Source organism: Rhizobium sp. CIAT894 (assembly GCF_000172795.2).
In the GTDB taxonomy this organism is placed as follows: domain Bacteria; phylum Pseudomonadota; class Alphaproteobacteria; order Rhizobiales; family Rhizobiaceae; genus Rhizobium.
The window spans coordinates 509,759-535,873 of record NZ_CP020952.1 but is presented as its reverse complement, the minus strand read 5'-3'; the positions used below and the strand labels follow the sequence as shown (position 1 = coordinate 535,873).

Sequence of the window (26,115 nt, the reverse complement as noted above, 5' to 3'; positions counted from 1 at the left end):
GTGCGCTTTTGGCGCACCGCGATAGTCAGTGTTAAAGGGCAGCTTCGATCTTCGTGGCTGCCTCAGGCGAAACCCACTTAGACCAGATGTCCTTGTTTTCTTTCAGGAAATGCTTGGCGCCGTCTTCGCCGGTCGCCTGGTTGTCGGTCATCCACGACATCAGCTTGTTGACCGTATCGTTGCTCCATGAGCGCTTCGCCAGGTAGTCCATGACTTCAGGCCCGACCTTTTCCGAGAAGGGCTTGGCAACCAGGGTGACGACGTGATCGACCGGCCATGAAGCGGGCTTGGGGTCGGGGCAGTCGGCGACGGTGATGCAGCGTTTCCATTCGGCTGAATCCTCCGGCACGCCGGCTTCGAGCTTGACCATCTGATACTTGCCGAGCAGCGCGGTCGGTGCCCAGTAGTAACCGGCCCAGCCTTCCTTGCGTTCGTAGGCCTTGGCGATCGAACCGTCGAGGCCGGCGGCAGAGCCGGTGTCGACGAGGGTGAAGCCCGCCTTCTCGGCCTCAAAGCCCTTGTAGAGCTGCGAGGTGACGACCGTGCCGCCCCAGCCCTGCGGGCCGTTGAAGATGGCGCCCTTCTTCGGATCCTCGGGATCGGGGAAGAGTTCCGGATGCTTCAGCACGTCGCCGATGGTCTTGATATCGGGATGGGCGTCGGCGAGATATTTCGGAATCCACCAGCCCTGCACGCCGCCGTCCGGCAGCGGCGAGCCGACCTGAACGATGCGGCCTTCTTCAGTACCCTTCTTGACGACGTCCGGCAGCAGGTCGATCCAGGCTTCGGGCGCGATGTCCGGCTGGCCCTTCTCGGCCATGGAGGTGATCGTCGGGACGGTGTCACCGACGGTGATGTCAGCACTGCAGCCATAACCTTCGTTCAGGATGAACTTGTCCAGGTTGGAGAGAACTTCGGCGCTCTGCCAGTTCATGCTGGCGATGGTGACGCTGCCGCATTCGGCGGCGCTGGCGAATGACGCGCCGCCGATCAGGCCGAACGTCAAACACGTGGATGCAAGTAATTTCTTCATTCTCGTTCCCTCTGTTTAGCGGCTGATCTTGCCGAGCGGGGTGCCGCAGTGCCCGCCCCAACGGTTGTCAGGAAGCCTTTCCCATACTCACCGATCTCTCAAATGCTGCGGACAAACCCTTGGCGACCGAAGCGTCAAACCCTGCCGCGCGCATGCCTTCGATGGCAGCCGCTGTCGTGCCGCGATAATCGAGAAAGGTCTGGACGACGTCGTCCGGATTTTCGCCATGGCGCTCCAGAAGGCGGCCGGCGCCTGATATCACCGTATTGACGGCGCGACGCGCAATCTCGGCCGGCAGGCCGCGGGCGACGGCATCGTTCATCATGGCTGCCGCAAGCAGCGCCGGGAAGGCCGGTCCGGAGCCGGAAAGGCCTGTCAGGTAATCGACGTCGCTTTCCTTTGCGACCTCGTCCTCAGATCCGCAGGCATCGAAAATGGCGCGCACGACAGTGCGGTCATCTTCCGTGACATCGCTCGCGCCAATCCAGGGCGTATAGGACTTTGCCACTTCGGCGGCGGCATTCGGCAGGGCACGGACGACGCGGCCGGTTTTGTGCCGCTGCGAAAGGGCGTCGAGACCGATGCCCGCCATGACCGAAATGACCAGCTTGCCGCCGGCATCGACATCAATGGGGCGCCAGTCGTCCGGGCGGACGGACAGAAGGACCACATCGGAGCGGTCGGCAAGCGCCTGATTGTCGGGAGTCCAGAAAGAATTCGGGAAACGATCCGGCCGCTGACTGCGATAGGAGAAGGAGAGATTTCGAGCATTGACCAGGCCGGCATCGATAATCGAGCCGGCGATTGCTCCGCCCAGCCAGCCACCGCCGCCAATGATGCCGATCCTCAGGGAAACGCTCATCCGGGCCTCCTCTAGCCAGGCTTGTAGCCATGCCGGGAGAAGAAGCGGTCGAGCTCCCTCTGCTGCGGCACGACGCCCGTGTAGATCGCGATATATTCCGGAATCCGTTTCATGCGGACGGCGAGTTCCTCCATCGATTGCATGGAAATGTAGCCGATCTGAACGAGGTAAGTCGTTCGCGCTCTGACATCCGATGTCGTTTCTGGTAGCCCGAACCGCATGAACATGCGTTTGAGCGCCTCCATCCGGATCTGATCAGCCTCTTGAACCTCGGCGAGAAGCTCGTCGGATTGCAGCGCCCAGCTGCGCACGGCAAACTCGAATTTCGCGTCGAACAGATCGGTGTCGAGCCAGCAATCGAAGACGTTGAGCATCGCCTCGGTCAGCGATTCCGCATAGGCTTCGGACCGCTTGACGATGCTGCCGGTGTTTTTGTCGCGCCAGCGCGCCACGAGCGCATCCAGCAGTTCCTCCCGATCCTTGAAGAACCAGTAGAAGCTCGTGCGCGAGAGATTGAGCTTCTTCGCCAGCGGCAGAATTTTCACCGAATCCACGCCGGATTCGAGAAGGGAGTGGTAAGCTGCTTCCAACCATCCCTCCTGCGATCCGCGCCAGCCAGTGTCGTTCAAAGCCTGATCCATGCCTTATCTCCTATCAAATTATGAAGCCCCGCACAAGAAAAATGTACATCAGTGTATAAAGTAATGACTTAATTGTTTTCATCGTTGACACATATGTACATTGCGCTTAGCGTCTCCCTCGATATTTTAATCCGGAACCACGGCCCATGTCGAATGATCCCCTTCTGCAGCCCTATCAGCTCAAGCATTTGAAGTTGCGCAACCGTATCATCGTGACCTCTCACGAGCCGGCCTATCCCGAAGACGGCATGCCGAAGGAGAGGTATCGCGCCTATACCGTGGAGCGGGCAAAGGGTGGGGTGGCCTTGACGATGACGGCGGGCTCGGCCGCCGTTTCCAAGGATAGCCCGCCGGTTTTCAACAACCTGCTTGCCTACAAGGACGAGATCGTGCCCTGGATCAGGGAAATGACCGATGCCGTGCATGAAGAGGGTGCGGCGATCATGATCCAGCTCACCCATCTCGGCCGGCGCACCCGCTGGGACAAAGGCGACTGGTTGCCGGTCGTCGCCCCATCTCATCATCGCGAGGCTTCGCACCGCGCCTTCCCGAAGAAGATGGAAGATTGGGATATCGAGCGCATCATCAAGGACTTCGCCGACGCGGCCGAGCGCATGAAGGCGGGCGGTATGGACGGTGTCGAACTCGAGGCCTATGGTCACCTGATCGACCAGTTCGTGTCTCCGCTCACCAACGAGCTCGATGGCCCCTATGGCGGCTCGCTCGACAATCGTCTGCGCTTCTGTTTCGACGTGTTCAAGGCGATCCGGAAGAGGGTGGGCGACGATTTCATTCTCGGCCTGCGCTATACCGCCGACGAGTGTCTCCCCGGCGGCACCGGCAAAGCCGAAGGCATTGAAATCTCCAAGCGCCTGAAGGAAAGCGGCCTCATCGATTACCTTAATGTGATCCGCGGCCACATCGATACCGACGCCGGCCTGACCGACGTGATCCCGATCCAGGGCATGGCGAATTCGCCGCATCTCGATTTCGCCGGCGAAATCCGTGCCGCGACCGACTTCCCGACCTTCCATGCGGCGAAAATTCCCGACGTCGCCACCGCCCGCCATGCGATCGCGGCCGGCAAGGTCGACATGGTCGGCATGACCCGCGCCCACATGACCGATCCGCACATCGTCCGCAAGATTATCGAGAAGCGGGAAGAGGATATCCGGCCCTGCGTTGGCGCCAATTACTGTCTCGATCGCATCTACCAGGGCGGGGCCGCCTACTGCATTCATAATGCCGCCACCGGCCGCGAATTGACCATGCCGCATATTCTGCCGAAGGCCGAGGCGAAGAAGAAGGTCGTCATCGTCGGCGCCGGCCCGGCCGGTCTGGAAGCGGCGCGCGTTGCCGGGGAGCGCGGCCATAAGGTCGTCGTCTTCGAAGCGGCGAACGATGCCGGCGGCCAGATCCGGCTCACCGCCCAGAGCGAGCGCCGCAGGGAAATGATCAGCATCATCGACTGGCGCATGAGCCAGTGCGAGAAATACGACGTCACGTTCCACTTCAATAGCTGGGCCGAAGCCGACACGATCGAAGCCGAACGCCCCGACGTCGTCATCATCGCGACCGGCGGCTTGCCGCATACAGAGGTTCTCGCGCGCGGCAACGAGCTGGTGGTCTCCTCCTGGGACATCATTTCCGGCGACGTGAAGCCTGGCGCCAACGTGCTTGTTTTCGACGATGCCGGCGACCATGCCGGTCTTCAGGCGGCGGAGTTTCTCGCCAAGGCGGGCGCCAAGGTCGAGATCATGACGCCGGACCGGTCCTTCGCGCCCGAAGTCATGGCCATGAACCTGGTGCCCTATATGCGCTCTCTGCAGAAACATGACGTTACCTTCACCGTCACTTATCGGCTGGAGGCCGTCGAGAAGAGCGGCAACCAGCTCGTCGCCCATGTCGGCAGCGATTACGGCGGCATTGCCAGACAGAGCAGCTTCGACCAGATCGTCGTCAATCATGGGACCATCCCGCTCGACGAACTTTATTTCGAGCTGAAGCCGCATTCGAGCAATCTCGGCGAGATGTCGCACGACCAGCTTCTTTCCGGGGAACCGCAGTCCGTCATTCGCAATCCCGAAGGCAAGTTCCAGCTGTTCCGGATCGGCGATGCTGTCGCTGCGCGCAACACGCATGCCGCCATCTATGACGGTCTGCGCATCGCCAAGGATATATGATTGCTGGAGCGGCCATTTGTCGGCCGATCGTCTCGGGAGGGATGATATGAGTTTACGCGGGGAAAGCCTCCAGCTTTTCGTGGATGCGGCGTCTCTGGCTTTCGATCAATTCGCGACAGCCCCGGAGGCCCGCCGCTCGGTCCGCCAGTTTTTTGCGGCGCTGGAGCGCCCGGGGGGCGCCCGTGCGGGAGAGGGAAGCCGGTTGTCTGTGTGTGATCACCTCGATCCGGCGCTGGCGGTGGATACCTCCTATGCTTCGCTGACGCGATTGATCGAGACGTTCAAAGGCATCGAACCAATGCTTGAATGGCGTCGGCGCACCAAGTATGACCACACGGCCAGCGATAATTTTGTCGATGGGCATGCCAATGCCATGATCATCGGCCCGGGTGGATTGGAGGAGCGGAGCGATCTGTGGTTCGGGGTGACGTTGATGGCGCCCGATGTGCGCTATCCTGATCACGATCATGCGCCGGAGGAGGTCTATCTCGTGCTGTCCAAGGGAGAGTTCCAGCAAGGCGACGGGGAGTGGTTTTCGCCCGGCATCAGCGGGTCGTTCTACAATGTTCCCGGTATCAGACATGCCATGAGGTCGGTCGATGCGCCGCTTTTCGCCTTCTGGGTGTTGCTTGCCGAACGGCCGCACTGACGACTAGAGCATGATGCCGAAAAGTGTGACCGGTTTTCGGACGACATCATGCTCTAACTATATGATGTAGAACAGGATTCAGATTTTAGGCCGACCCGGCCTAAAATCATCCTGTTCTAGCAATTTAGAAATTAAAGGGGGGTTGCCCATGAAGATTCTCGTGCCCGTCAAACGGGTTGTCGACTACAACGTGAAGATCCGGGTTCGTCCGGATGGCACGGGTGTCGAGCTAGCCAATGTGAAGATGTCGATGAACCCGTTCGACGAGATCTCGGTGGAAGAGGCGCTGCGTCTGAAGGAAGCCGGCAAGGCCGAGGAAGTGGTGGTGGTGTCGATCGGTCCCGCCAAGGCCGAGGAGACGCTGAGGACGGCGCTCGCCATGGGCGCCGACCGGGCGATCCTGGTCGAGACCGAGGATGCCGTCGAGCCGCTGGCGGTCGCCAAGATCCTTAAAGGCGTGGCCGATGCCGAACAGCCGGGCCTTGTTATCGTCGGCAAGCAGGCGATCGACGACGATTCCAACCAGACTGGCCAGATGCTGGCGGCGCTGCTCGGTTCTGCCCAGGCGACCTTCGCCTCGAAGATCGAGATTGGGGATGGCAAGGCGACCGTCACCCGCGAGGTCGATGGCGGCCTGCAGACGATCGAGATCAAGCTGCCGGCGGTCGTCACCACGGACCTGCGCCTGAACGAACCGCGTTATGCCTCGCTGCCGAACATCATGAAGGCGAAGAAGAAGCCGCTCGACAAGAAGAGCCCGGCCGATTTCGGCGTCGATACCACACCGCGGCTGAAGGTGCTGAAGACCGAGGAGCCGGGTGGCCGCAAGGCCGGCGTCAAGGTCAAGTCGGTCGCCGAGCTGGTCGACAGACTGAAGAACGAAGCCGGCGTGCTGTAATCGGGTTGGAACAGGAGCAACCATCATGACCATTCTTCTTCTGGCCGACCACGACAATTCGAGCCTCTCCGACCAGACCGCCAAGGCGCTGACCGCGGCAAGCCAGATCGGCCCCGACGTGCACATCCTCGTTGCCGGCAAGGGCGCCAAGGCGGCGGCCGATGCGGCGGCCAAACTCTCCGGCGTTTCGAAGGTGCTGCTCGCCGAAAGCGATGCACTCGCCAACAATCTGGCCGAGCCGCTGGCCGACCTGATCGTCTCGCTTTCTGCCGGCTACGACACGATCATCTCGGCCGCCACCTCGGTCGGCAAGAACGTGCTGCCGCGCGTCGCAGCCCTGCTTGACGTCGCCCAGGTCTCGGAAATCATCGAAGTCGTCTCCGCCGATACCTTCAAGCGGCCGATCTATGCCGGCAATGCCATTCAGACGGTGCAGGCAAGTGATGCCAGGAAGGTCATCACCGTGCGCACCGCCTCGTTTGCCTCGGCATCTGAAGGCGGCTCTGCCTCCGTCGAGGCGATCCCGGCGGCTTCCGATCCGGGCCTGTCGACCTTTGTCAAGGATGCGCTGTCGGCTTCCGACCGTCCGGAACTGACCTCTGCGAAGATCATCCTCTCTGGCGGTCGGGCGCTGGGTTCGGCGGAGAAGTTCCGCGAAGTCATCCTGCCGCTTGCCGACAAGCTCGGGGCTGCCGTCGGCGCCAGCCGTGCGGCCGTCGATGCCGGTTATGCGCCGAACGACTGGCAGGTCGGCCAGACCGGCAAGGTGGTTGCGCCCGATCTCTATATCGCCGCCGGCATCTCCGGCGCCATCCAGCATCTGGCCGGCATGAAGGATTCGAAGGTGATCGTCGCCATCAACAAGGACGAGGAGGCGCCGATCTTCCAGGTTGCCGACTATGGTCTGGTCGCCGATCTGTTCGAAGCCCTGCCGGAATTGCAGAAGGCGATTTGACGAGGGGGATCGAACGTGGCGCGCGCGGTGGGACGTCCAATCAAACCTGGTGCCGACCTTCTTCTCAACGATGACGAAAAGCCGGCATATATTCGGCTGCACGATATCGGAAGGGAAAGGCGGCCCGGGCCGCTGCAGGAATTCCTGAATGACGTCGGCGGATTGATGCTGTCGGCCGACGCCCCTGCCGTCGCCAGCTTCGTTGCCGGCAAGGTCCTGCAAAGGCTGCTCAAAACGGGCAAAGTGCGGCCGGAGGGTGGGCCTCTTCCTGGCGTGCCGGAGGGGCTTGATGACGTGATTGGTCATCTTGCAAAATCAGGACGGAAATACGAGGCGATCGCCAGCCAATTCCATAGCCTCGCCGATAAGCTGCTCTGGAGACGCGGCCGCTCCGGTCCGTTTGCAAGCCTCAATTTCGGCAACACGCATTCCCATGCGGTCATAGTTGGTCCGGGGGGCCTGGAAGAACGCGCCGATCTCAGGGTTGGTGTGATCTATATGGATCGCTACAGCCGCTTCCCCGATCATGTTCAGACGCAGCCCCGGGCCTTCCTTTTGTTTTCGCCGGCTGAAATCTGCCTTGGCGATTCCCAATGGTTTTCTGCCGCTACCGGTACAGTCTTCGCCAACGACGCCGGGCAATCTTTCGCCATAAGATGCACGGCTCAGCCGCTGCTGGCGGTCTGGTGCCAGGTCGAGCCGGGATAACCGAGCCGCGGCCGGGGCAGATCGTGTATCCGCATATGCAGTCACTGAATTCAATTTAATTGGAGGGATTATCAAATGGACGTTCGCGCCGCTGTTGCCGTTCAGGCCGGCAAACCGCTTGAAGTGATGACCGTGCAGCTGGAAGGGCCGAAGGCCGGCGAGGTTCTGGTGGAGGTCAAGGCGACCGGCATCTGCCACACCGACGATTTCACCCTGTCGGGCGCCGATCCGGAAGGCCTGTTTCCGGCCATTCTCGGCCATGAGGGCGCCGGCATCGTCGTCGATGTCGGTCCCGGCGTCACCTCGGTCAAGAAGGGCGACCATGTCATCCCGCTTTATACGCCGGAATGCCGCGAGTGCTACTCCTGCACCTCCCGCAAGACCAATCTCTGCACCTCGATCCGCGCTACCCAGGGTCAGGGCGTGATGCCGGATGGTACGAGCCGCTTCTCGATCGGCAAGGACAAGATCCATCACTATATGGGCTGCTCGACCTTCGCCAATTATACCGTGCTGCCGGAGATCGCGCTGGCCAAGATCAATCCCGACGCGCCGTTCGACAAGGTCTGCTATATCGGCTGCGGCGTCACCACAGGCATCGGCGCCGTCATCAACACCGCCAAGGTGGAGATCGGATCGACCGCCATCGTCTTCGGTCTCGGCGGCATCGGCCTCAACGTGCTGCAGGGCCTGCGCCTTGCCGGCGCCGACATGATCATCGGCGTCGACATCAACCCGGATCGCAAGGAATGGGGCGAGAAGTTCGGCATGACGCATTTTGTCAATCCGAAGGAGGTCGGCGACGACATCGTGCCCTATCTGGTCAACATGACCAAGCGCAACGGCGACCTGATCGGCGGCGCCGACTATACCTTCGACTGCACCGGCAACACCAAGGTGATGCGCCAGGCGCTGGAAGCATCCCACCGCGGCTGGGGCAAATCGGTCATCATCGGGGTGGCCGGCGCCGGCCAGGAGATCTCGACGCGTCCGTTCCAGCTGGTCACCGGCCGCAACTGGATGGGTACGGCCTTCGGCGGCGCGCGCGGGCGCACCGACGTTCCGAAGATCGTCGACTGGTACATGCAGGGCAAGATCCAGATCGATCCGATGATCACCCATACGATGCCGCTCGAAGACATCAACAAGGGCTTCGAGCTGATGCACAGGGGTGAAAGCATCCGCGGCGTGGTGGTCTATTGAGAATGAAGACGATCTCGACCGATAAGTCCTACGGCGGCACCCAAGGGGTTTACGTCAACCGCTCCGAGGCCTGCGATTGCGATATGACCTTTGCGGTCTTCGTGCCGCCGCAGGCCGCTAAGGGCAAGCTGCCGGTTCTATGGTATCTGTCCGGCCTGACCTGCACGCATGCCAATGTCATGGACAAGGGCGAGTATCGGCGGCTTGCCGCCGAACTCGGACTGATCATCGTCTGCCCGGATACCAGCCCTCGCGGCGACCATGTTGCCGACGAGCCCGACAACTGGCAGTTCGGCAAGGGCGCCGGCTTCTACGTCGACGCTACAGAGCCGCCCTATTCGGCGAATTATCGCATGTACAGCTACATCGTCGACGAGTTGCCGCGGCTCATCGCCGAACATTTCCCCGCCGACATGGACCGCCAGGGGATCTTCGGTCACTCGATGGGCGGCCATGGTGCGATCACCATCGCGCTCAAGAATCCGGACCTCTTCCGGAGCTGCTCAGCCTTCGCGCCGATCAGCCATCCCTCGGTCTCCGGCTGGTCGAAGCCGGCCTTGCGGAAATATCTAGGCGCCGACGAGGCGACCTGGCGGGCCTATGACGCCTGCTCGCTGATCGAGGACGGGCATCGGTTCCCCGAACTGTTTGTCGATCAGGGAACGGCGGACAGCTTCCTGGAGGATGGCTTGCGTCCCGACGAGCTTCGGCAGGCCTGCGAGGCGGCGGGCATCGGATTGTCGCTGCGCATGCAGGAAGGCTACGGCCATTCCTACTTCTTCATTTCGACATTCATGGAGGACCATCTGCGCTGGCATGCGCAGAGGCTGGGAAAGTAATTGCAGAGCTCGGCCGGGCATATCGCAAACGGCCAGGGAGGGAAGGAGAGAAGCAATGAGTAGCATCGCCATTCATCCAGCAGTGGATTCAGGCTTTCGAGCGACTGACGCTGCTTTCGCGGGCGGGACGCTCGTGTGCAAATGCACGAGCAATCCGGTCAAGGTGAAAATCAAGGGCGACATCGCCCACAACCACGCCTGCGGCTGCACCAAATGCTGGAAGCCCGAGGGAGCAGTCTTCTCGGTCGTGGCGGTAGCGCCGACGGAAAACGTCGAAGTGCTCGAGAACGGCGACAAGCTCGCCGTCGTCGATCCCGCGGCCCTGATCCAGCGGCATGCCTGCAAGCAGTGCGGCGTGCATATGTACGGGCCCGTCGAGCGTGAACATCCCTTTCAGGGGCTGTCGTTCGTTCATCCTGAGCGTTTTCAGGAGGGCGGCTGGGCAAAGCCGACCTTTGCGGCCTTCGTATCATCGATCATCGAAAGCGGCTTCGATCCGTCAAAGATGGACGCCGTCAGGGGGCAGCTGAAGGCGTCGGGCCTGGAGCCCTATGACTGCCTGTCACCTGGCCTGATGGACTATATCGCCACCTGGACCGCCAAGAAGAGCGGCGTCCTCGCCTCGTAAAATCCCGGGGAGCGCCGGTCACGGCGCTCCCCGACCATCGCCGCCATCCGATCGAAATAATCCTGATGGCCGCGTGCCGCCGGTTTGCCGGCGCTTCAGGCTCCGACCCTGGCTGCAGAGAACTCTCACCTGTCCTCATAACCGCAACTCCGCGATAGCTGCCGCTGCGGAGCGTTCCTCCATTGTTATCCGGCATTCCCGCATCAGCAGCGCTCTGAGAGATTGTGTATCGACGGAATAATAATTGTGTACGCAAAGTACACAATTATTTGACTCCTCCGGAAAAGAGTGCCATCTTCAGGGCGTAGAGCAACGAATGGCGGGAGATCGACGATGGCGAAGACACCGAAGAGCAATCTCTACGAAGACCTGAAGCGCCAGATTCTGACGATGGAACTGGACCCGGACGCCGATCTGGACGAGGCCAGTCTGAGCGAGAGGTATGGGCTTTCCCGAACGCCGGTGCGCGACATTTTTCGTCGCCTCGCCGGTGAGGGTTACATCGATATCCGTGAGAACAGGGGTGCGCGGGTCATTCCGATGAACCACTCTACGCTTCGGAATTTCTTTCTCGTTGCGCCGATGATCTATGCTGCAATCGGCCGTCTCGCGGTGCAGAACTTCAAGCCCGCCCAGCTGTCGGACCTGAAGCAGACGCAGGAACGGTTCCGCGCCGCCAGCCAGAATATGGATGCCTTGGCGATGGTCCTCGAAAACAATCGCTTTCACGAGATCTTCGGCGAGATGTCGGGCAACGTCTACATGCAGCCGAGCCTTGGCCGACTGCTCATCGACCACGCGCGCATCGGTCACACGTTTTTCCGGCCGAGGAATGAGGACATGAAGCGGCGGCTGCAGGTGGCGGTCGACCACCATGACGGCTTCATCGCAGCGCTCGGCGCTCACGACGAGGATGCCGTCGTCGACCTCGTTTTCGAACACTGGGAATTGTCTCGCGAGAACATGGAGATGTTCATCGCTCCGCAAGGCCTCAAGGCTGACGCCTTCGTGGGCGGTCCAGCCACGCAAATATTGGAGAAGTCATCGTGAAATTTGAGGGGATCTATACGCCGGCGGTAACGCCGCTCGATAAGAACGGACAGATCGACCGGGCCGGATTTGCCGCCGTGCTCGAGTCGCTGATCGAAGCGGGCGTCCACGGCATCATCGTCGGCGGCTCGACGGGCGAATACTACGCCCAGAGCAGCCAGGAACGGTACGAACTTGCAGCCTATGCGAAGGACGTCATTGGGACGCGGTTGCCGCTCATCATCGGTACCGGCGCCACGCGGACCGAAGATTCGGTCGAATATGCCAAGGCTGCGAAGGAAATCGGCGCGGATGCGATCCTGGTGTCGTCGCCGCCATACGCATTGCCGACCGAACGCGAAAATGCGGTCCATGCGCTGACGGTCGATCGCGCCGCCAACCTGCCGATCATGCTCTACAACTATCCCGCCCGCATGGGCGTGGTGATGGGCGAGGAGTATTTCGCGCGCGTCGGCAAGTCGAAGAACGTCGTCGCCATCAAGGAAAGCTCCGGCGATATGGGCAATCTTCATCTGCTTGCCCGGAAATTCCCGCACATTTCTCTGTCCTGCGGCTGGGACGACCAGGCGCTCGAATTCTTCGCCTGGGGTGCAAAGAGCTGGGTCTGCGCCGGCTCCAACTTCCTGCCGCGCGAGCATGTCGCCCTCTACGAGGCCTGCGTCATCGAGAAGAATTTCGACAAGGGCCGGGCGATCATGAGCGCGATGCTGCCGCTCATGGATTTCCTCGAATGCGGCAAGTTCGTCCAGTCGATCAAGCACGGCTGCGAATTGATCGGGCTGAATGTCGGATCGGTCCGTGCCCCGCTGCGCCCGCTCAACTCCGAAGAAAAGCGAACCCTTCAGACCGTCGTCGCCACATTGAAGCGCACGGTCGCCCAGATCACGTCGGGAGCCAATCATGCATGAACCCTTGACCGCCGCCGAATATAAGGCGATCGCCGCCGAACTTCAGTTTCCGACGAACGCCTTCATCGACGGCGCATTTCGTCCGGCAAATTCCGGCAAGACTTTCACCACCACGAACCCTGCGACAGGCGAGGTCCTTGCCGAAATCGCAGCCTGCGATTCCAGCGACGTCGACTTTGCGGTGCAGAAGGCGAAGGATGCGTTCGATGACGGACGCTGGCGGCTGCGCTCGCCGGGCGAGCGCAAGGAAGTGCTGCTGAAGCTCGCCAAGCTGATGGAGCAGAACAGGCACGAACTCGCTGTCCTGGAAAGCCTCGACAGCGGCAAGCCGGTGCGCGAATGCCAGACGGTCGACGTTCCCGATACCATTCATACGATCCGCTGGCATGCCGAGCTTATCGACAAAATCTACGACAACACCAACAATGTCGGCGCCAATGCGTTGGCCATGGTGGTGCGCGAGCCGATCGGCGTCGTTGGCTGCGTTTTGCCGTGGAACTTCCCGCTGCTGATGCTGGCCTGGAAGATCGGCCCGGCGCTCGCCGCCGGCTGCTCGGTCATCGTCAAGCCGGCGCAGGAAACGACGCTCACGACGCTGCGCGTCGCCGAGCTTGCCCATGAAGCCGGTATTCCGGCCGGTGTGTTCAACGTTGTTACCGGCTCCGGCCGGGAGGTCGGCGAACCGATCGGCCTGCACATGGACGTCGATATGGTGGCCTTCACCGGATCGACGCCGACCGGCCGCCGCTTCCTGCGTTACGCCGCGGACTCGAACCTCAAGAAGGTCGTGCTCGAATGCGGCGGCAAGAACCCGGCGGTGGTGTTGGCGGATGCCGAAGACCTCGATCTCGTCGCCGAGCAGGTGGTCAACGGCGCCTTCTGGAACATGGGCGAGAACTGCTCGGCCACGTCGCGCCTGATCGTCCATGCCAGCATCAAGGACGAACTGCTGCAGCGTATCGGCGCCTATATGCGCGAATGGAAGACGGGTGACCCGTTGAACCCGGAAAACCGCATCGGTGCACTGGTCAGCAAGAGCCATTTCGAGAAGGTGAAATCCTTCCTCGATGACGTGAAGACCGAAAAACTCTCGCTCGCCCATGGCGGCGAAACTTTTGAAGGGGCCTTCATCGAGCCGACGGTGGTCGACGGCGTCACGCCGAAGAGCCGGCTGTTCCAGGAGGAAATTTTCGGACCGATCCTTTCTGTCACGACCTTCGAAAACCTGGCCGAGGCCACCGCACTTGCCAACGACACCAATTACGGCCTGACCGCGTCGATCTATACCGGCAGTCTGCGCAATGCGATCCGGCTGTCCCGCGACATCCGCGCCGGCCTCGTCACCGTCAACTGCTTCGGCGAGGGCGATGCCTCGACCCCGTTCGGCGGCTACAAGGAGTCCGGTTTCGGCGGCCGCGACAAGTCGGTCTTCGCCCACGACAATTACTGCGAGCTCAAGACCATCTGGATCGATATCTCGGAGCGGTCGATCGACGAGACGATCCGATGATCACGAGACCGGTCAAACGTCTGCCGGTTGAGAATGGCATCTCGGGCTGGGAGGCGATCAGCAAGCGTTCGTTCCCGGTCCGAAGCCTGGAAGGCAACGTTACTGCAGACTGGCTGATTGTCGGCGCCGGCTTTGCGGGCCTCTCTACGGCCCGCCGTCTCCTCCAGCTTCGACCGGACGACAAGATTGTCGTCCTCGATGCGAGCGAGGTCGGCAAAGGCACGTCCGGCCGGAACTCCGGCTTCATGATCGACGTCCCGCATAATCTGGCGGGCGGCGAATATTCGAGCGGAGAGGTGGATGCGACCCGCTTGGAGATGGCGCAAAACCGCTCCGCGATCGCTTTTGCCGCACAAGCCGCGGAGGAATACTGCATGTCGCGGGAGACATTCGATCCCGCGGGGAAGATCAATGCGGCGGCCACGGAACGGGGCATGAAGCTGAACCGGAGCTTCGGCGAGTCACTGAAGGGCGCCGGCGAGAAGCATAGTTTCCTCGATGCGGCGGAGATGCGCGAGATCACGGGATCGGATTATTACTTCGGCGGCGTCTTTACGCCGGGTGCCGTTCTGATCCAGCCTGCCGATTATATCCGCGCGATTGCTGCCGGGCTCTCGGGCAAGGTCGACATTTTCGAACACTCGCCGGTTACTTCACTGAAGCGCGAAAACGGAACCTGGACGGCGGCTTCTCCGCAGGGCACGGTAACCGCATCCAAGGTGATCGTGGGCGTCAACGGTCATATCAACGACTTCGGGTACTACCGCCGCCGTCTGATGCACTTCTATGGCTATGCCTCGATGACTGCTCCCTTCGCGGCGGAAGACCTCGGACGCAAGGCCAGTGGCCGCGACAGATGGGCGCTGCTTCCGGCGGACGCCATGGGGGCGACCGTTCGCAAGATCACATCAGGCGGTCAGTCGCGCATCGTGCTCAGAACGCGATGGACCTATGACACGACCATAGCGTTGACCGAGCGTCGGCTACGGGCAATGGCCGAGGAACATCGGCGCTCGCTGGATGCACGTTTCCCCGGCCTCAAGGGCATCCCGTTCGAGCATAGCTGGGCCGGGCGCATATGCCTCAGCCTGAACCATGTGCCCGCCTTCGGCGAAGTCGAAGAAGGACTTTACTCCGCGTGCTGCGAGAACGGACTGGGAACCGTCAAGAGCACGCTTGCCGGTATGATGGCGGCCGAACTGGCTACCGGGACCACCTCCCGGCATCTCGAAGAATATATGGATCACGCCGGACCGTCGAAGATCCCCCCCGAGCCGTTCGCATGGCTGGGCATCAATGCGGTGATCCGTTTGCAGGAGTTGCGTGCAGGTCGCGAGGGATGATCCGTCGCCGCGCAATGTGAAGACTGCCGCCCGCAGACTTCAATGAGAATGGGAACGAAAACCAGGAGTAAGAACAATGAAGACTTTGTGGAAGGCGCTTTGCGCCGCTGCGGTGATCGGGATGAGTATCCTGCCTGCCCGCGCGGAAGAAAAGACCATCAATCTGGGCACGATGGCGTGGGAAGACCTGACGCCCATCACCGGCATCACCAAGAAGGTTCTCGAAGACGCAGGCTACACCGTGAAGGTGACCGAGTTCTCCGAATGGGGCATCGCCTATGCCGCTCTTGCCAAGGGCGATATCCAGGCTCTGACCTCGCAGACCGACTACGTGGCCCAGGATTATTGGGACAAGAACAAGAACCGTCTCGAGAAGATCTCTCCGGTTTCGCACGGCCTCTATCAGGGCGTCGCCGTTCCGAAATACGTTCCGATCGACTCGCTCGAACAGCTCAATGAAAACGCCGATAAGTTCGGCGGCAAGATCATCGGCATTGAACCGGGCGCCGGCCTGATGCGCGATACTGCGAATGCGGTCAAGGATTACGGCCTGAAACTCCAGCTCGTCGAAGGCAGCACCGCCGCGATGACGGCGGCGCTGAAGTCTGCCTACGATCGCCAGGAATGGATCGCGGTCACGATCTGGGAGCCGTCGTGGATGGTCCAGAAGTACGAGGTCAAGTACCTCAAGGATCCGAAGGGCGTCTTCCCGCCGCCGCAGAGCTACTACTGGATCGGCCATAAGGGCTTCTCCGAAGAATATCCGCATGCCCGCGAAGTCATGGCCAGCGTCTACGTGCCGATTGCCGACATCACGACCATCAACGGCGAAGTCAAGGACGGCAAGACCATGGACCAGGCTGTGCAGGATTGGATCGGCAGCCATGCCGACCTGATCAAGCGCTGGGAAAACATCAAGAAGAAGTAATCGCATCGTGGCCGCCCGATCCGTCGGGCGGCCACCTTCAAACCGAATGAAGAAGCCAGCGCCATTGGCTCAAAGGGGATCGCTATGAAAACCGCCAATATCGATGCCACGGATGTCCTGATCGACTGCCAATCCCTCTGGAAGGTCTTCGGAGGCAAATCCGCCGCCGCGATGAAATCGATCAAGGAGCGAGGCCTCGGCAAGACAGAGGTCCTCAAGCAATTCAACTGCGTCGTCGGCGTCTCCGACGCGAGCATCGAAGTCCGGCGCGGCGAAATCTTCTGTATCATGGGACTGTCGGGAAGCGGAAAATCGACGCTCATCCGCCTTCTCAACAAGCTGATCACGCCGAACTCCGGCAAGGTCCTGGTCAAGGGACGCGATCTCGCCAGCCTGTCGCCGGTCGATCTCAGGCAGATGCGCGCCAAGAATATCGGCATGGTGTTTCAGAGCGTCGCTCTCCTGCCGCATCGCACCGTCCTCGAAAATGCGGCCTTCGGCCTCGAGGTCCAGGGCATTGCGAAGGCGGAGCGGAACAAGACCGCTGCCGCCGCGCTCGAGAAGGTCGGCCTTGCCGACTGGCTGAGCCGTTATCCCAGTGAGCTTTCCGGCGGCATGCAGCAACGCGTCGGGCTTGCCCGGGCGCTCGCCTCCGATCCCGAGATCATCCTGATGGACGAGCCGTTCAGCGCGCTCGACCCGCTGATTCGGCGCCAGCTTCAGGATGAATTCCGCCAACTGACCAAAGCTCTCGGCAAGTCCGCCGTCTTCATCACCCATGATCTCGACGAGGCGATCCGCATCGGCGACCGCATTGCGATCATGAAGGACGGCGTCATCATCCAGACCGGCACGGCCGAGGAAATCATCCTCAACCCGGCGGACGCCTACGTCGCCGAATTCGTCGCGGGCATCTCCCGCCTGCATCTGATCAAGGCGCATTCCGTCATGCGCAGTGTCGCCGAATTCCAGCAAGGGGCGCCGACCTTCGACATTGCCTCGCTGGCGCGCACGACGCCGGACGCCGATATCGACGAGCTCATCTCTTTGACGATGCAGTCGGAGCGCGACGCCATCGCCGTCGTCGACAATGATCAGGTCGTCGGCGTGGTCACGCCGCGCAGCCTGCTGATGGGTGTCAAGGGGACCTCCGCCCACGATCTCACGGCGGCGTGACCCCAACTGGAGGTGATTGACATGGATAGTTCAGCCTTCACCGATGTTTTCGACGAATGGACGGACGCAGCGCTCGAATGGGTGAGCGACAACGGGGAGTTCCTCTTCGACTATATCAGACAGGTTCTCGAAGGGCTTTATGACGGCATCCTCTGGCTCCTGCAGCTTCCGCCCTTCTACGTGATCGCCCTGGTCGTGGCGCTCATCGGCTGGCGGGCGGTCAATCTCTGGTTCGGCCTCGTGAGCGGCGTCGCGCTGGCGCTTTGTTTTTCGATGGGGCTCTGGCCGGAGACGATGAGCACGCTCGCTCTTGTCCTGACCGCGACCGTGATCGCCTTGGCGATCGGCATCCCGATCGGTATCGCCGCCGGCTTTTTCACTGCTCTCGATCGTTTCATGGAGCCGGGCCTCGATCTGATCCAGACGATGCCGCCCTATATCTATCTGCTGCCGGCGATCGCCCTGCTCGGTTATGGGCCGGCGACGGCGCTGATTGCGACCGTGATCGTCGCCGTGCCACCGGCGATCCGCCTAACCTCGCTCGGCATCCGCATGACTCCCAAGGAATTCATCGAACTCGGGGAGGCGCTCGGGATGACGCCGGCAAAAATGTTCTTCAAGATCCGTCTTCCCTTTGCGCTGCCGAGCATCATGGCGGGCATCAACCAGAGCCTGATGATGGCCTTCGGCATGGTCGTCATCGCCGGCATCGTCGGTTCCGGCGGGCTCGGAGAGACCATCTACGGCGCGATCAGGACACTCGACATCGCCACCTCAATCAATGGAGCGATCGCCATCGTGGTATTGACCATGGTGATTGACCGGATAACCCAGAGTGCCGCTCGCTTGGGAACAGGGAGGAAAGCATGAATCTTTCGACCTTGCAGTTTTCGCCCGGCGCCTTTCTGGCGCCATCGGTCGATTGGCTCAATACCAATCTTCACCCGCTGTTTGCGGCCATCAGCTATCTGGTGGAAACGGTGCTTTCGGCAATCGAGGCGGCGCTGCTCTTCGTGCCGCCCTATGCGCTGATCGCGATCGTCGTCGTGCTGGCATTCTTTGCCGTCAGCCTGCGCGCCGCAATCCTTGCCGGTCTTTGCCTCGGCTTCTGCTTGCTTGTCGGGCTGTGGACGGCATCGATGCAGACCCTTGCGCTGGTCAGCGTCGCCGTCATGATCTCGGTGCTCATCGCCTTTCCGATCGGCGTCCTGTGCTCTCGCCACAAGACGCTGGAGGCGGTGGTTCGGCCGATCCTCGACGTGATGCAGACCGTGCCGCCATGGGTCTATCTCATTCCCGCGGTGATGATTTTCAGCCTTGGGCGCGTGCCGGCGATCATCGCCACCATCGTCTATGGCATTCCGCCGATGCTGCGTTTGACGACGCTGGCTTTCAACCAGGTGCCGAAGGTCTTCATCGAACTCGGCAGCGCCATCGGCGCGCCGCCGCGCTCGATCCTCTGGAAGATCGAAATCCCCCTGGCCAAGCAGACGCTGCTGGTCGGGCTCAACCAGTGCATTCTTCTGTCGCTGGCCATGGTGGTGCTGGCCGGCCTCGTCGGTGCAGGCGGGCTGGGCGCCGAGGTGACGCGTGGCCTGACCCGCATGGAGATGGGGCTTGGCCTGAGGGCCGGCCTGGCGATCGTCGCGGTCGCCCTTCTGCTCGACCGGTTGTCCCGCGGTCTGCTCGACCGCGGCAGGCTGCCGAAGGCGAGATGAGAAGGATATGACGGAATGAGAAACAGCTTCTTCTGCATCGATGCCCATACCTGCGGCAACCCTGTCCGTCTCGTTGCCGGCGGCGGCCCGCTGCTTCCGCACGCGCCAATGGGCGAACGTCGGGAAATCTTCGTCCGCGACCACGACTGGGTCCGCAAGGCGCTGATGTTCGAGCCGAGGGGGCATGACATCATGTCGGGCTCAATCATCTACCCTCCCTACCGGGAAGACTGCGATTTCGCCGTTCTTTTCATCGAGGTCAGCGGCTGCCTGCCGATGTGCGGCGCCGGCACGATCGGCACCGTGACTGCCGCGATCGAAGAGGGACTGGTCAAGCCGCGTGAAGCCGGAAGGGTCGCGATCGAAACGCCGGCCGGCAGGGTCGACGTCACCTATGAGGAGAAGGGCGGTTATGTCGATTCCGTTCGTCTCCACAATGTGGCGAGCTATCTCCATGAGGCCGATGTCGAGGTCGATGTGCCCGGAATGGGCCGTCTGCGTGTCGATATCTCCTATGGCGGCAATTATTACGCGGTCGTCGAACCGCAAGAGAACTGGAGTGGACTCGACGGTATGAGCGCCTCCGACATCGTCGGCTGCAGCCAGAAGCTGAGATCGGCGCTTGCCGATGTCTGCAATCCCGTTCATCCCGACGACGCCAGAATATCAGGCGTGCATCATGCGATCTGGTGCGACCGCCCCGTGAACGACGTCTCTGACGGACGCTGCGCGGTTTTCTACGGAGACAAGGCCATCGACCGGTCGCCGGGCGGCACCGGCACCTCTGCGCGCATGGCCCAGCTCCATGGCAAGGGGCGGCTCGCCGTCGGGTCGAGATACCGTCATGAAAGCCTGATCGGGACCATTTTCGAGGGCCGGGTCGAGGCCGAGGCAAGGATTGGATCCTATCGCGGGATCCTTCCAAGCATCGGCGGCTGGGCGCGGGTCATCGGCCACAACACCATTTTCGTTGACGACCGTGATCCGCTGGCACACGGTTTTCAAATTCGATGAGCGCGTTTTCCGAGGTTTGAGAGACGGCGAGGAGATGACTATGCGACCGGAGCAGCATCGACAGGGAGACGGCGTCGCGAAATCCGGTGCCAGGCTCAAAGTGGGATTCGTGCTGTCGCGATCGTTTACGCTATCGGCCTTCGCGCTCTTCGTGGATACGCTGCGGCTTGCGAGCGATCAACAGGATCGCTCCGGAAGGGTGCTTGCCGACTGGCAGGTGATCGGCAGCACGCGGCACCTCATCACCTCGAGCTGCGGCGTTCAGGTTGCTCCAACGTCGGATTTCCTCGATCCGTTGAAGTTCGACTATATCGCCGTCGTCGGCGGACTGCTGACGGTGGCGGAGCCCGTCGATCAGCAGACCATCGCCTTTCTCAAGCAGGCGGACGCCAAGAAGGTGCCGCTGATCGGCGTCTGCACAGGTTCCTTCATTCTTGCCGAGGCAGGCCTGATGAAACGGCATGATTCCTGCGTCAGCTGGCTGCATTACAAGGAGTTTCGCGAACGGTTTCCCGATCTCAGTGTCCGTTCCGATCGGCTTTTCAATCTCGATCGTCAGCGCGGATCCTGCGCGGGCGGCAGCAGCTCGGCCGACATGGCGGCGCTGCTGGTCAGGAAATATATCAGCCGCGATGCCGAACGGAACGCGCTTGAAGTGCTTCAGATCGAGAAGGCCCGAACTCCGGCGGATATCCAGCCTCGACGCCCGCTGTACGACGATTATGGCGACGCCCGCGTCAAGGCGGCGATGATCACGATGGAACAGTTCGTCGACGGCAGCATGCCGATCGAGAAGCTTGCCGCCATGGTGGGTCTTTCCAGGCGGCAGTTGGAGAGGATATTTATCGAAAAGACGGGAATGTCTCCGGCCAAGGCCTATAATCGTGTTCGCATGGAGCGGGCGAAATCGATCCTTGTGCAGTCGAAGGCGCCGCTGATCGAGATCGCGCTCGATGTCGGCTTTGAAAACGCCTCGCAGTTCACGAGAACCTTCAAGCGCACCTTCGGGCAGACGCCGTCGCAGCATCGCGCGGCGGCTTCGAGAGCGCACTAAAGCGCGTCGCGATCTTTCAGATTCGCTCCTGGTGCTTTAGGTTTTTGTTTTTACGCATGTCGTTGCGGCAAAAGCGCTTCGCGCTTGCCTGGCAAAACCGCGGCACACTTTTGCGCGACATGCTCTAAGGCAGGGACAGCTATCGCGCGAAGAGTTCAGATCTCTTCCCACGGAAACGTGTCCAGCCGCTCCGCGCCCTTTGCCGTGATCAGGGCCTGGGTTTCCAGCTTGATGCTTTCCGATCCGGCTTCGGCGATCAGGCTTTCCACGTTGAGCACCATGCCTTCCTCGATGATGCCGGTGAAATCGGGATCGAAATCCGGATGCAGCAGCACTCCCGGCCACTCATCCGCCATGCCCGTTCCGTGCAGGGCCAGCGTGTAGCGATAAGGCTGGTATTTTTCCGGAATCCGCCACGACAGCGCGTTGAACTCGCGGAACGTCATGCCGGGCTTGATGACCGACAGATTGTGTTCGATCTGGTTCCTGGCCGCCGCGTAAAGCTCCTTCTGCTTGGCGTTCATCGCGACATGGCCGCACGTCCATGAGCGCGAGAGGTCGGCGCAATAGCCGTAGGGGCCGATCATATCGGTGTCGAAGGAGATCATCTCTCCATGCTTGACGACATAATCCGAACATTCCTGATACCAGGGATTGGTTCGCGGACCGGCGGTCAACAGCTTGGTTTCGAGCCACTCGCCGCCGCTGCGCGCGTTTTCGAAGTGCAGCTCGGCCCAGAGCTCCCGCTCGGTGCGGCCCGGCTCGGAAACCTCGTATATCCGCGCCATGCCTGCTTCGCAGACGCGGATCGTCCAGCGCATCAGCTCGATTTCCTCGGCGCTCTTGATCGACCGCGCCCGCTCGGCCAGTTCCTGGCCGTCGAGGAGGGTAAATCCGCGTTCCGTGAGTTCGAACGCGCCTGATGGTTCGAGCCTGTCGACGGCGATACGCCTGTTGCCGCCATTTTCCGTCACCAGGTCGGCGATCTCGTCCACCCAGGCTTTCAGGCGGGGTTCTATGAGGTTGCCGGCGGTGAAGAAGATCCAGGACTTCGCCGGCCGGACCTCGTCGATACCGGGGAGCCCGTCATTGACATGTTCTGCGCCTTCGAATTCGAAAATGATGGCCGGGCCGTCGGCCAGGATCAATGCGTAGCGCGAGGGATTGTGCATCGTCCAGATGCTCATATTCGACGAGTCGAAGGCATAGCGGATGTTGACGGGATCGTAGAGCAGCAGGGCGCCGCAATCCCACTCGCGCATCTTCATGCGCAGCCGCTCCAGCCGATAGCGGCGCGCCCGGTCGAGCGTTTCGGCCGGCACAGGGCTGATGAGAGGCCGGTCGGCCCCATCGGGATTGAGATAAGCCTGCTTCCGCTCGTCCTTGAAGACCGTCGAGCCGCTCAGCTCGACGGAATCGTTTTCGTCTCGCAACATTTGAGTGATCCCCTGTTGTCGGTGGGTAGTGCAGCGTTGCTCAGCGTTCGATGACGAGATCGCTGAGCGGCTTCGAGCAGCAGGGCAGGAAAAAGCCGGCGTCGATTTCCCTCTGCCGGATGCCGCCATTGTGGTTCATCTCCACCGAACCGGAGACAAGCTTCGACTTGCAGGTCCCGCAGACCCCGTTCGCACAAGAGGAAGGCAGGCGGACGCTGCCTTTCTTTGCCGCTGAAAGCACGGTCTGGTCTGACGGGACTGCCAATGTCTTGTTCTGTTTCGAGAATTCGACCTGGAAAGCCCTCGTCGCCGGCTGTGCTTCGACGTCGAGGCCTGGCTCGTCGATGACCGCGGCGTCGAAGCTCTCTTCGATATAGTTTTCTGCCGGGACGCCGAGAGCCGCCGTGATCGAACGCGCCGCCGCCATGAACGGCGCGGGACCGCAGCACATGACGACGCGTCCAGCGATGTCGGGAACGGCAAGCTTGAGGAATTCCGGCGAGATCCGGCCGGTCAGCCCCGGCCAAGATAACTCGCCGGCGACCGTCTCGGGAAGAAACTGGAGGCGCAGTCGCTTCATCCTCGCTGCGAGCCCCGAAAGGTCATGGCGAAAGATCAGATCGGCGGGCGTTCTCGCCGCGTGCAGGAAGACAATGTCCGACGCTTCGTAGCTGTCTGCCAGATCACGTGTGATCGACATGACGGGCGTGATGCCCGAACCTCCGGAGAGCAGCAGAAGCTTGATCTTCTCGCCCTTGGGTCGGATGAAATGACCAAGCGGTCCCTGACCCTTGACGGTCATACCTGGCGCCATGTGGTCGTGGAGCCAGTTCGATATCCTGCCGCCCGGCACACGCTTGACCGTCACCGTAAAGGCGTTCGTTCGATGGGGCGACGACGAGATGCTGTAGCATCGCGCCTCGCCATCCGAACCCGTGGGGAAGTCGAACAGAAAGTACTGGCCGGCATCGAAGTGGAAATGCTTGCCTTCGGGCGACGCGAAGGTGAAGCTTTTCACGTCATGCGTCTCCTGATGGACATCGAGACAGACGAGGGTCTCGTCGGTCTCCCGATCCCAGACCTGCTGCGCGCTCTGACCTAGACGCATGGATGTGAGATCAATACCCATGAGCGCGCATCCGGTCGATGTACCAAGTGGCGAACTTGTCGAGGTTCGTCTCGGAGAAGCGGGAATAGGGGCCCGGCTGATAGGCGGGATCGAGAGCGCCGGCATGGGAACGGGCGACGAGGTCGGCGTCCTGGTCCGTCGTTGCGACCCAGACATCCGTCAGCTTGTCGAGGTCGTAATCGACCCCTTCGACGGCGTCCTTGTGCACCAGCCACTTGGTCCTGACCAGCGTCTTGCCGGCCGAGAGCGGGATGACGGTTGCCACGACCGCATGGTCGCCCATGAAGTGGTTCCAGCTGTTATGACCCCAGAGATGCGTGTCGCCGAGATCCTTGCGGGTCATCTGCCCGAGGAGCTTGGAGGATGCGGCGGTGGCGTCGTGAGTCTGGGACTCGCCGGCGCCCGATATGATCAGCCGCTGTGTGCGGAAGTTCGTGGCGCAGTCGGTGAGCTGCTCGATGGCAGCCGAGGGGAAACCGTCTGCCTCCCACGCCTGCGTGCGCTCCTCGTACAGCCGGAAATGCTCCTCTGCCTGCTCGCGGTCTTCCGGGCTCAGCGTTTCGGGATCGAAGCCGAAGTCGAGATCGACGAAGGAGACGCAGAGTTCCGGGTGGTTGGCGGAGCAATGGTAGCATTCGCGATTGTTTTCCATCGTCAGCTTCCAGTTGCCGTCTTCGATGACGTCGGTCTGGTGAGCGATCTTGGCATTGCGGATGTCATAGGGAGCCAGACGCTCGACCATCGCCTGTTCGAGGCCGGCAATGTCCTCGGGCGGATTGTCGGAGAGGCAGACGTAGATCAGGCCGCCGATCGATTTGAAGGTGACCGGTTTCAGGCCGCGGCAGTCCTTGTCGAAATCCTTGCCCATATGGGGGGCATAGCTGAGTTCGCCCGTCAGCTCATAGGTCCAGGTGTGGTAGGGACAGACGAGCTTCGAAACGATCGTCTTGCCCGGATTGAGAAGGCGGGAGCCGCGATGGCGGCAGACATTGTGCAGCACGCGGATTTCGCCGTCGTCATCACGCAGCAGGATCAGGCTCGTCTTGCCGATGTCGATCACCGTGGCGTCGCCGGGTTCGGCAACGTCACAGTCGAGGCCGACACAGATCCAGTGATTGTGGAAGAAGACGTCGATGTCTGCTTCGAACACGTCTTCTCTTATATAGAGGCCGGCCGGCAGCGAGTGGCCATCGGCACGGGCTTCGAGAAGGGCTGAAATGGAAGATGGAAGCCTGTTTAGCATGAGAACCTCTTATGTGAGAGTTTCCCTAGATTGCGCTTGCAGATCGGGGCTTTCAACGGCATAAAAAATCACGTTCGCATAATATTTTCTCATGTGAAAGGGCATCCAAGATGCAATTTCGAAAGCGGCTTCCATCGCTGACCGCACTGGTGACGCTGGAGGCGGTGCTGCGCATGAAAAGCTTCACCTTGGCAGCGACTGAACTCGGCGTCACCCAGGCGGCGGTCAGCAGGCAGATTGCGTTGCTGGAGGAGGAACTCGGCCAGGCGCTGTTTGTGCGCAAGCACCGGGCGATCGAGCCGACGGCGGCATGCATCAGCCTCGGCGCGACGCTGGCAAAGAGTTTCGCCGATATCGCCGAGAGCGTGGAGGCGATCCAGTCGCGCAGCCAGGACGTGGTGACGATCGGGGCAACCGTCGCATTCTCTTCCTTCTGGCTGCTGCCGCGGCTCGCCGAATTCCGCCGGGCCAATCCCGGCATTCTGGTGCGGGTGATATCCCAGGACAGTCCGATCGCTCTCGACGGCGGAGAGGTCGATGTGGCGATCCGCTACGGTCTGCCTCCCTTCAGCGATGGGACGGTCATCGCCTCGCGCGGCGACGTCATCTCCCCCGTCTGCTCTCCGGATTACCTCAGGCGTCGGGGAGATGGTCCGCTCGGCTCGTCGGACGAATTCATCGAAACGGATGTTGTCGACCGTTCCTGGTACAACTGGTCGCAATGGGTTGCCCTGACCGGCTCCAGTATCGAGGTCAAACCGTCGCTGCGGTTCAACCATTATACCGAGAGCATCGCCGCGGCGCGCGCCGGGCAGGGGATTGCGCTCGGATGGCGCATGCTGGTCGGCACCTTTCTCGAGGACGGGACGCTGGTGCGCGCTGAGGAAAGCGAGCTTGCCGCGGAGGGGCGTTACAACGTGATCGTGCCGGTCAAAGCCAAGCGAAGCAACGCCCGCGACCTCGCCGCCGCCTGGCTGACGGCATCGCTGCACGGTTGATCGAAAACG

The 26,115-nt window shown here is 61.3% G+C and carries 25 protein-coding genes; 19 read left to right on the top strand and 6 right to left on the bottom strand.

Annotation, left to right across the window (positions count from 1 at the left end; translation table 11 throughout):
* Window positions 1–31 precede the first annotated feature (31 nt).
* The 3 genes from RHEC894_RS31315 to RHEC894_RS31305 all read right to left on the bottom strand — a co-directional run bounded on the left by RHEC894_RS31315 (window position 32) and on the right by RHEC894_RS31305 (window position 2,536).
* Window positions 32–1,033, bottom strand: a complete 1,002-nt coding sequence (locus tag RHEC894_RS31315) for an ABC transporter substrate-binding protein (protein ID WP_085740505.1) — start codon at window positions 1,031–1,033, stop codon at window positions 32–34.
* Window positions 1,034–1,100: 67 nt separating this feature from the next.
* Window positions 1,101–1,895 carry a pyrroline-5-carboxylate reductase dimerization domain-containing protein gene (locus RHEC894_RS31310; RefSeq protein WP_085740504.1) on the bottom strand — a complete coding sequence of 265 codons (795 nt, stop codon included), beginning with the start codon at window positions 1,893–1,895 and terminating at the stop codon, window positions 1,101–1,103.
* Between the two features lie 11 nt (window positions 1,896–1,906).
* Complete coding sequence (locus RHEC894_RS31305; RefSeq protein ID WP_010069005.1) at window positions 1,907–2,536, bottom strand: TetR/AcrR family transcriptional regulator; 630 nt, start codon at window positions 2,534–2,536, stop codon at window positions 1,907–1,909.
* A gap of 146 nt (window positions 2,537–2,682) precedes the next feature.
* Between RHEC894_RS31305 and RHEC894_RS31300 the strand changes: the two genes are divergently transcribed.
* The 18 genes from RHEC894_RS31300 (at window position 2,683) to RHEC894_RS31215 (ending at window position 21,300) form a co-directional block, all read left to right on the top strand.
* Window positions 2,683–4,719, top strand: a complete 2,037-nt coding sequence (locus tag RHEC894_RS31300) for an NADH:flavin oxidoreductase (protein ID WP_085740503.1) — start codon at window positions 2,683–2,685, stop codon at window positions 4,717–4,719.
* A 46-nt stretch (window positions 4,720–4,765) separates the two neighbouring features.
* Entirely contained in the window at window positions 4,766–5,368 is a 603-nt protein-coding gene (locus RHEC894_RS31295) for a dimethylsulfoniopropionate lyase (RefSeq protein WP_085740502.1), read from the top strand.
* Window positions 5,369–5,516: 148 nt separating this feature from the next.
* Window positions 5,517–6,266: an electron transfer flavoprotein subunit beta/FixA family protein gene (locus RHEC894_RS31290; RefSeq protein WP_085740501.1), complete on the top strand. Its 750-nt coding sequence runs from the start codon at window positions 5,517–5,519 to the stop codon at window positions 6,264–6,266.
* Window positions 6,267–6,291: 25 nt separating this feature from the next.
* Window positions 6,292–7,221: an electron transfer flavoprotein subunit alpha/FixB family protein gene (locus tag RHEC894_RS31285; protein WP_085740500.1), complete on the top strand. Its 930-nt coding sequence runs from the start codon at window positions 6,292–6,294 to the stop codon at window positions 7,219–7,221.
* 15 nt (window positions 7,222–7,236) lie between these two features.
* Window positions 7,237–7,929 carry a dimethylsulfonioproprionate lyase family protein gene (locus RHEC894_RS31280; protein ID WP_085740499.1) on the top strand — a complete coding sequence of 231 codons (693 nt, stop codon included), beginning with the start codon at window positions 7,237–7,239 and terminating at the stop codon, window positions 7,927–7,929.
* A gap of 75 nt (window positions 7,930–8,004) precedes the next feature.
* On the top strand, window positions 8,005–9,132 hold the full coding sequence (locus RHEC894_RS31275; RefSeq protein ID WP_085740498.1) for an S-(hydroxymethyl)glutathione dehydrogenase/class III alcohol dehydrogenase: 1,128 nt from the start codon (window positions 8,005–8,007) through the stop codon (window positions 9,130–9,132).
* Between the two features lie 2 nt (window positions 9,133–9,134).
* Window positions 9,135–9,971, top strand: a complete 837-nt coding sequence (gene fghA / locus RHEC894_RS31270) for an S-formylglutathione hydrolase (protein ID WP_085740497.1) — start codon at window positions 9,135–9,137, stop codon at window positions 9,969–9,971.
* Between the two features lie 55 nt (window positions 9,972–10,026).
* Window positions 10,027–10,599: an S-(hydroxymethyl)glutathione synthase gene (gene gfa / locus RHEC894_RS31265; RefSeq protein ID WP_085740496.1), complete on the top strand. Its 573-nt coding sequence runs from the start codon at window positions 10,027–10,029 to the stop codon at window positions 10,597–10,599.
* Window positions 10,600–10,932: 333 nt separating this feature from the next.
* Window positions 10,933–11,649, top strand: coding sequence for a GntR family transcriptional regulator (locus RHEC894_RS31260; protein WP_085740495.1), 717 nt, complete (start codon window positions 10,933–10,935; stop codon window positions 11,647–11,649).
* Window positions 11,646–12,557, top strand: a complete 912-nt coding sequence (locus tag RHEC894_RS31255) for a dihydrodipicolinate synthase family protein (protein WP_085740494.1) — start codon at window positions 11,646–11,648, stop codon at window positions 12,555–12,557. The genes RHEC894_RS31260 and RHEC894_RS31255 overlap by 4 nt, the downstream gene beginning before the upstream one ends.
* Entirely contained in the window at window positions 12,550–14,067 is a 1,518-nt protein-coding gene (locus RHEC894_RS31250) for an aldehyde dehydrogenase (RefSeq protein ID WP_085740493.1), read from the top strand. Before RHEC894_RS31255 ends, RHEC894_RS31250 begins: the two co-directional genes overlap by 8 nt.
* Entirely contained in the window at window positions 14,064–15,410 is a 1,347-nt protein-coding gene (locus RHEC894_RS31245) for an FAD-binding oxidoreductase (RefSeq protein WP_085740492.1), read from the top strand. Before RHEC894_RS31250 ends, RHEC894_RS31245 begins: the two co-directional genes overlap by 4 nt.
* Window positions 15,411–15,486: 76 nt before the next feature.
* Window positions 15,487–16,338: a glycine betaine ABC transporter substrate-binding protein gene (locus RHEC894_RS31240; RefSeq protein WP_085740491.1), complete on the top strand. Its 852-nt coding sequence runs from the start codon at window positions 15,487–15,489 to the stop codon at window positions 16,336–16,338.
* Window positions 16,339–16,422: 84 nt separating this feature from the next.
* Entirely contained in the window at window positions 16,423–17,514 is a 1,092-nt protein-coding gene (locus RHEC894_RS31235) for a glycine betaine/L-proline ABC transporter ATP-binding protein (RefSeq protein WP_085740490.1), read from the top strand.
* Between the two features lie 21 nt (window positions 17,515–17,535).
* Complete coding sequence (locus tag RHEC894_RS31230; RefSeq protein ID WP_085740489.1) at window positions 17,536–18,384, top strand: proline/glycine betaine ABC transporter permease; 849 nt, start codon at window positions 17,536–17,538, stop codon at window positions 18,382–18,384.
* On the top strand, window positions 18,381–19,232 hold the full coding sequence (locus tag RHEC894_RS31225) for an ABC transporter permease subunit (protein ID WP_085740488.1): 852 nt from the start codon (window positions 18,381–18,383) through the stop codon (window positions 19,230–19,232). The genes RHEC894_RS31230 and RHEC894_RS31225 overlap by 4 nt, the downstream gene beginning before the upstream one ends.
* Window positions 19,233–19,247: 15 nt before the next feature.
* The gene (locus RHEC894_RS31220; protein ID WP_085740487.1) at window positions 19,248–20,246 is read left to right on the top strand and encodes a 4-hydroxyproline epimerase; all 999 of its coding nucleotides are present in this window, start codon (window positions 19,248–19,250) and stop codon (window positions 20,244–20,246) included.
* Between the two features lie 40 nt (window positions 20,247–20,286).
* Entirely contained in the window at window positions 20,287–21,300 is a 1,014-nt protein-coding gene (locus tag RHEC894_RS31215; protein WP_085740486.1) for a GlxA family transcriptional regulator, read from the top strand.
* A gap of 155 nt (window positions 21,301–21,455) precedes the next feature.
* Here the strand turns inward: RHEC894_RS31215 and RHEC894_RS31210 are convergent, their stop codons facing one another.
* The 3 genes from RHEC894_RS31210 to RHEC894_RS31200 are packed head-to-tail and all read right to left on the bottom strand — an operon-like array spanning window position 21,456 to window position 25,108.
* Window positions 21,456–22,736 carry a Xaa-Pro peptidase family protein gene (locus tag RHEC894_RS31210; RefSeq protein ID WP_085740485.1) on the bottom strand — a complete coding sequence of 427 codons (1,281 nt, stop codon included), beginning with the start codon at window positions 22,734–22,736 and terminating at the stop codon, window positions 21,456–21,458.
* Between the two features lie 40 nt (window positions 22,737–22,776).
* Complete coding sequence (locus RHEC894_RS31205) at window positions 22,777–23,844, bottom strand: hybrid-cluster NAD(P)-dependent oxidoreductase (RefSeq protein WP_206427957.1); 1,068 nt, start codon at window positions 23,842–23,844, stop codon at window positions 22,777–22,779.
* A 10-nt stretch (window positions 23,845–23,854) separates the two neighbouring features.
* A complete protein-coding gene (locus tag RHEC894_RS31200; RefSeq protein WP_085740483.1) occupies window positions 23,855–25,108 on the bottom strand; it encodes an aromatic ring-hydroxylating dioxygenase subunit alpha in 1,254 nt (417 codons plus the stop codon).
* A gap of 110 nt (window positions 25,109–25,218) precedes the next feature.
* Between RHEC894_RS31200 and RHEC894_RS31195 the strand changes: the two genes are divergently transcribed.
* A complete protein-coding gene (locus RHEC894_RS31195; protein ID WP_085740482.1) occupies window positions 25,219–26,106 on the top strand; it encodes a LysR substrate-binding domain-containing protein in 888 nt (295 codons plus the stop codon).
* Window positions 26,107–26,115 lie beyond the last annotated feature (9 nt).